At 65.1% G+C, this 4082-nt stretch carries 4 protein-coding genes; 1 reads left to right on the top strand and 3 read right to left on the bottom strand.

Annotated elements, in window-relative coordinates; all coding sequences use genetic code 11:
- Nucleotides 1-580: ABC transporter substrate-binding protein (locus Q8814_RS24765; protein ID WP_330154612.1), on the top strand; the 580-nt coding region annotated here is incomplete at its 5' end.
- A gap of 45 nt (nt 581-625) precedes the next feature.
- On the opposite strand, the gene Q8814_RS24760 is transcribed toward Q8814_RS24765, so the two are convergent.
- The 3 genes from Q8814_RS24760 to Q8814_RS24750 all read right to left on the bottom strand — a co-directional run.
- Nucleotides 626-1408, bottom strand: a complete 783-nt coding sequence (locus Q8814_RS24760; protein WP_330154611.1) for a succinate dehydrogenase/fumarate reductase iron-sulfur subunit — start codon at nt 1406-1408, stop codon at nt 626-628.
- A 22-nt stretch (nt 1409-1430) separates the two neighbouring features.
- Complete coding sequence (locus Q8814_RS24755) at nt 1431-3347, bottom strand: fumarate reductase/succinate dehydrogenase flavoprotein subunit (protein WP_330154610.1); 1917 nt, start codon at nt 3345-3347, stop codon at nt 1431-1433.
- Nucleotides 3348-3419: 72 nt separating this feature from the next.
- On the bottom strand, nt 3420-4082 hold a 663-nt coding region (locus Q8814_RS24750; RefSeq protein ID WP_330154609.1), incomplete at its 5' end, for a hypothetical protein.

Here is a 4082-nt window from a genome sequence, read left to right as displayed (position 1 = left end):
ATATGACACCCTCGCACAGATCGCCCCGACGGTAGGACCGCCGCGAGGGGCCACGGCATACCTGACATCACGAGACGAGCAGGTCTCCATGGTCGCGGCCGCGCTCGGTGTGCCCGACGAGGGAGAACAGTTGCTCGCGCAGCTCGACGAGCAGTTCGCGCAAGCCGCCGCAGACCACCCCGAATTCGAGGGCAAGACCGTCACCGTCGCGTCCTACACCTCGGAGGGGTGGGGCGCCTACGTCTCGCGCGATGCCCGCATCCAGTTCATGCAGGATCTCGGCTTCGTCAACAATCCCCGGGTGGAGGCCACCGAGGCGGACAACTTCTTCATTCCCGTCTCGAACGAGAATCTCGGCATGCTCGACGCCGACCTGCTGATCGTGCTGCCGATCTACGTCGATTCGGCGGAAGTCACCGATAATCCTCTCTACCAGCAGATTCCGGCCGTCCAAGATGGGCGGGCGCTGGTGCTCGAGAGCGGATCCGATATCGCCGACGCCATTTCGATGAACTCCGCGCTGTCGATTCCGTTCGCCCTCGAGCAACTCGTGCCCCGGCTGGCCGAACGCGTCGGCTGAGCTCTCCTCGGACCATGATCCCTCAGCCCCCGACACCGCGAGCGGTCAGCGACGGAACAGCTTGTTTCCCAGCCACACGATCGGATCGTAGCGGCGGTCGGCGACACGCTCTTTCATCGGAATGATCGCGTTGTCGGTGATGTGGATGTTCTCCGGGCACACCTCGGTGCAGCACTTGGTGATGTTGCACAGACCGAGCCCGTCCTCGTCCTGCGCGGAGCTTCGACGGTCGGCGACGTCGAGGGGATGCATCTCGAGCTCGGCGATCCGGATGAAGTAGCGGGGCCCGGCGAACGCCTCCTTGTTCTCTTCGTGGTCGCGCACGACGTGACACACGTTCTGGCACAGGAAGCATTCGATGCATTTGCGGAATTCTTGTGACCGTTGTACGTCGATCTGCTGCATCCGGTACTCGCCGGGCGCCAGCCCCGGTGGCGGGGTGAACGACGGGATCTGACGTGCCTTCTCGTAGTTGAACGACACGTCGGTGACGAGATCGCGAATGACCGGGAACGTACGGATCGGGGTGACGGTGATGGTCTCGTCGCGCTCGAAGACGGACATGCGCGTCATGCACAGCAGTCGGGGCCGGCCGTTGACCTCCGCCGAGCACGACCCGCATTTGCCGGCCTTGCAGTTCCAGCGGACCGCGAGATCGGGGGTCTGCGTCGCCTGCAGGCGGTGGAGGACATCCAGGACCACTTCGCCGTCGATTGCCTCGACGGTGTAATCCTGCAGGTCGCCGCCCCCGGCGTCGCCACGCCAGACCCGGAAGGACGCCGCGTAACTTGTTCCGGTGTCCGGAAGTTCAGGGCCTCCGTCCGACATTGCTGCACCTCCGTCCGACATTTCAGGACCTCCGTCCGGGATGACCGGCGAGTTCCTCGTCGGTGTAGTACTTGGCGACTTCCTCGAAGTCGAACAGTTCCAGCAGGTCGGCGCGCATCGGTTCCTGCGGTTGCCGGGTGACGGTGACGTCGGGGACGGTCGGATCCTCCCCGCCCGCCCGGCACACCAGCAGGGTGCTGCGCCACTGTGCATCCATCGCCGGATGATCGTCGCGTGTGTGTCCGCCGCGGCTTTCCGTTCGGAGCAGCGCGGCCTGCGCCACGCATTCGCACACGAGCAGCATGTTGCGCAGATCGAGGGCCAGGTGCCATCCCGGATTGAACTGGCGGTGCCCTTCGACGGCGACGTTCCGAATCCGGGCGCGCAAGGTCGCCAGTTCGGCGAGGGCGCGTTCGATCTCGTCGGCGCGGCGGATGATCCCGACCAGGTCGTGCATCGACTGCTGCAGCTCGGTGTGCAGCGTGTACGGGTTCTCGGCGCTGGTGTGGTCTGCGGGATCGAAGGGTGACAGCGCGGTCCGGGCGGCGACCGAGACATCCTCCTCGGTGATCCTGGGCCGGGCCGCCAGGCTCTGCACGTAATCTGCGGCGCCCAGGCCGGCGCGCCGCCCGAACACGAGCAGATCCGACAGGGAGTTGCCGCCGAGCCGGTTGGAGCCGTGCATCCCGCCGGAGCATTCCCCGGCGGCGAAGAGTCCGGGCACCGAGGCGGCGCCGGAGTCGGGATCGACCTCGATGCCACCCATCACGTAGTGACAGGTCGGACCCACCTCCATCGGCTCCTTGGTGATGTCGACGTCGGCGAGTTCCCGGAACTGGTGATGCATCGAGGGCAGCCGCCGCACGATCTCGGCGGCGGGCATCCGGGAGGCGATGTCCAGGAACACGCCGCCGTGCGGAGTGCTCCGGCCTTCCTTGACTTCCGAATTGATGGCGCGGGCCACTTCGTCGCGGGGCAGGAGGTCGGGAGTGCGCCGGTTGTTCTCCTGGTCTTCGTACCAGCGGTCGGCCTCTTCCTCCGACTCGGCGTACTGACCTTTGAACACCGCCGGCACGTATCGGAACATGAATCGGTCGCCCTCGGAGTTCTTGAGCACCCCACCGTCGCCGCGTACGCCCTCGGTGACCAGAATGCCTTTCACGCTCGGAGGCCAGATCATGCCGGTGGGATGGAACTGGATGAACTCCATGTTGATCAGCGCAGCGCCCGCGCGCAGCGCCAGCGCGTGCCCGTCGCCGGTGTACTCCCACGAATTCGACGTCACCTTCCACGATTTCCCGATACCGCCGGTCGCGACAACCACGGCGGGAGCTTCGAACAAGAGGAAACGGCCGGATTCGCGCTCGTACCCGAACGCGCCGGCGATGCGCCCCTGATCGTCCTTGAGCAGTTCGGTGATCGTGCACTCGGCGAAGACCTTCACCCGTGCCTCGTAATCGCCGGTCTCGGCATGATCTTCCTGCTGCAGCGACACGATCTTCTGTTGCATGGTGCGGATCAGTTCGAGCCCGGTGCGGTCGCCGACGTGGGCCAGGCGCGGATAGGTATGTCCGCCGAAGTTGCGCTGGCTGATTCGGCCGTCGGGGGTGCGGTCGAACAGGGCGCCGTAGGTTTCCAGTTCCCAGACCCGGTCCGGTGCCTCACGCGCGTGCAGCTCCGCCATGCGCCAGTTGTTGAGGAACTTGCCGCCGCGCATCGTGTCCTGGAAATGCACCTGCCAGCTGTCGCGCGGATTCGCGTTGCCCATCGCGGCTGCGCAACCACCCTCGGCCATCACGGTGTGCGCCTTGCCGAACAATGATTTGCACACCACCGCGACGGACAGCCCGCGTTGCCGGGCCTCGATCACCGCGCGCAGTCCGGCCCCCCCGGCGCCGATGACCACCACGTCGTAGCTGTGTCGCTCGACCTCCGCCATTCGTGCTGTCCCCCTGCCGATCGATGTTCGTCCCGGTTCGCCTGGCTCGCGCTTCTTCGGCCACGCGGTTGCTCAACCGATGAATCGCAGATCCGAAATGGTGCCGCTCGCAACGAGCATGATGTAGAAGTCCGTGATCATCAAGGTTCCCAAGGTAATCCACGCGAACTGCATGTGCCGGGTGTTGAGTTTCGAGATGAACGTCCAGAGCCGATAGCGCACAGGGTGTTTCGAGAAGTGCTTGAGGCGTCCGCCGGTGACGTGCCGACAGGAGTGGCACGACACGGTGTAGCCCCACAGCAGGATGACATTGACCAGCAGAATCACGTTGCCGAGTCCGAAACCGAACCCACTGGGACTGTGGAACGCCAGAACGACGTCGTAGGTGTTGATCACCGAGATGACGAACCCCGCGTAGAAGAAGTACCGGTGCGCGTTCTGCAGGATCAGGGGCAACCGGGTTTCCCCGGTGTAGGTGCTGTGCGGCTCCGCGACCGCGCACGCGGGCGGCGCGAGCCAGAACGATCGATAGTAGGCCTTGCGGTAGTAGTAGCACGTCAGGCGGAAACCGAGCAGGAACGGCAGCGACAGGAACGCCAGCGGAATCCACATCGGGAGCTCCCCGACCCAGACCCCGAAATGGCTCGCTCCGGACACGCAGGATGCGCTGACGCACGGTGAGTAGAACGGCGTCAGATAGTGATAGTCCTCGACGTAGTAGGCGCTGCGCACGAA

The organism is Rhodococcus chondri, from assembly GCF_036327435.1.
Classification (GTDB): Bacteria; Actinomycetota; Actinomycetes; order Mycobacteriales; family Mycobacteriaceae; genus Rhodococcus; species Rhodococcus chondri.
Note: the sequence above shows the minus strand (reverse complement) of the source record. Positions and strands in the feature narration are given on the sequence as shown.